This is a genomic window from Planktothrix sp. FACHB-1355, assembly GCF_014748295.1.
Taxonomy (GTDB): domain Bacteria; phylum Cyanobacteriota; class Cyanobacteriia; order Cyanobacteriales; family Aerosakkonemataceae; genus Aerosakkonema; species Aerosakkonema funiforme_A.
On sequence record NZ_JACJUP010001277.1, the window covers coordinates 1 to 1,877 of the forward strand.

Consider the following 1,877-nt stretch of genomic DNA (forward strand, 5'->3'; position numbering starts at 1 on the left):
CAAAAAATGCTTAACCGAGCAGTATTGGGAGTGGGAGAATAAATCTTTTCCCTTTTCCCCTTTCCCCCTTTTCCCTTTTTCCCTTTCCCCTCTTCCCTCTTCCCTAACCCCTAACCCCTTTCTTACACACCGACAGCTGGCGCGGTGGTAGGTTTGGCGGGTTTAGCAATTTCCGATCCCAACCGATTACGGTAGAGTTGCGCGAAATGTTGTTCGTATTTAGCGTGATCGATTTCGATTTGGCTGAATATTTCAGTTGTCACCGGGTCGGTTAACTGATTGCGAAGTTGGAAAGTGTCAACAACAGCCGTTTGGATATCGCCGAGTGCGCGACGCAGCATTGCCATTTCATCGCTACCTTGTAGGGAAGTTTTTAGTTTGGCGTAAGTGTCAGCTGCTTGGGCGGGTATTGATGGTTTTTCGCCCAGTGTATTCAGCCGTTCTTCCAGCATTTGAATGTGTTGTTTTTTGTTAGCGATCGTATCTTCGAGAAGGGCTTTGATTTCGCGATCGGATGACTTTTCCACGTACTGCTGAAAAGCTTCGCTCGAATAACGTTCGCCTGCTAGCGCGGTATTCAAAGCTTTAACAATATCGCCCTTAGTCGAGCCACCCCAAGCGTTGGCAATTTTCCACCATTCTGCTGTGACATCATTTTCATTTGGCAGATCGACTTCTTTCCCGCCATAACCGAGGCGGCTGAGAATTGCTGTTGTAAAAATTGCCAAATCTCCTGGACGACGGGATGTAATTAAATTGCCATCGACAACAAGCGGCTCATCAATATAGTTAGCACCAGCGTTAATCATATCCTTGCGAATCGATATAAAGCCGGTGGCGTTTTTGCCTTTGAGCAGATCGCCTTCAATCAAAACTTGTGGCCCGTGGCAAACAGCAGCAATCAGTTTTCCTCGATTCATTGCATCCTGCACGAATTTCACCGTATTGGGGTTGGTACGCATCGTGTCAGGAGCCAAACCGCCAGGAATAACGACTGCATCGAATTCTTCAGGACGTGCTTCCGTGGTTGTTGCATCGGGTTGCATGGAAAGTTTGCCCTGTTTGCCCACATAGGTGCTGTTCATGCGGGAGCCAAGTACAACTACATCGAATCCCGCCATTTGTAGGGCTTTGTAAGGCACTTGAAATTCCGCATCTTCAACGCCTGTTTCTATTAAAATTGCAACTCGTTTATTGCTACCGTGATTATTGTGATGTGTCATGCAATTTCCTCAAATTATTTGAAATTTCAAACTTGTGATGGCAAATTGAAGTTTTTTCCAATCTGCCATTGTTCTACATACCTGTCCCTGAGATTACCTCTGATGTTGGGCTTGGGGCTGGCAGTAAATCGCTGTAATCGTCAGAAAAATTAGCGCGAAGATCGGCAAATTCACCGGGCGTAATTGCTGAGTTTAACACCGAGAAAACAGCGTGGGCGTGAGTCGCTGCTGTAACCGGGTCTACACATTCTTTTTCGCTGACGCGCTGATAGAATTCTTGCAGAGACAAGTGCTGACCGTTCTCTCCCTCTCTACCTTGCAAAAACTGTTTAAACTCAGATGGCAGTTGTGAAGCTAAATCTTTTGCTTCATCGCCTACGATGCGATCGCGGATCGTTTCTAGGGTGGCGCGAATAGCACGCTCTGCCTCTTCACGCGAACCGACCTGAGCTATACTTTGAACGTGTTTAATGAACTCGTCGCGGTTCATGGCATCCTCAGAAATGAATGTCTGCGCTTAACAACACCTGTTAGATGTCGTTCGATCTCTTCTCCAGGTTAGGCATGACAGGACTGCAATCTCGTCGTTCCAAAGTGATAAAAAAATTTCGCTCTAAAGTGATAGATCGGTTTTTCTTATCGTATTTAAACTGG

The 1,877-nt window shown here is 46.4% G+C and carries 2 protein-coding genes; both read right to left on the bottom strand.

Annotated features, from left to right (window positions below):
* Positions 1 to 122 precede the first annotated feature (122 nt).
* On the bottom strand, positions 123 to 1,223 hold the full coding sequence (locus tag H6S82_RS31575) for a DJ-1/PfpI/YhbO family deglycase/protease (RefSeq protein ID WP_190465315.1): 1,101 nt from the start codon (positions 1,221 to 1,223) through the stop codon (positions 123 to 125).
* Between the two features lie 73 nt (positions 1,224 to 1,296).
* Positions 1,297 to 1,713, bottom strand: a complete 417-nt coding sequence (locus H6S82_RS31580) for a DUF2267 domain-containing protein (RefSeq protein ID WP_190465316.1) — start codon at positions 1,711 to 1,713, stop codon at positions 1,297 to 1,299.
* Between the last annotated feature and the right edge of the window lie 164 nt (positions 1,714 to 1,877).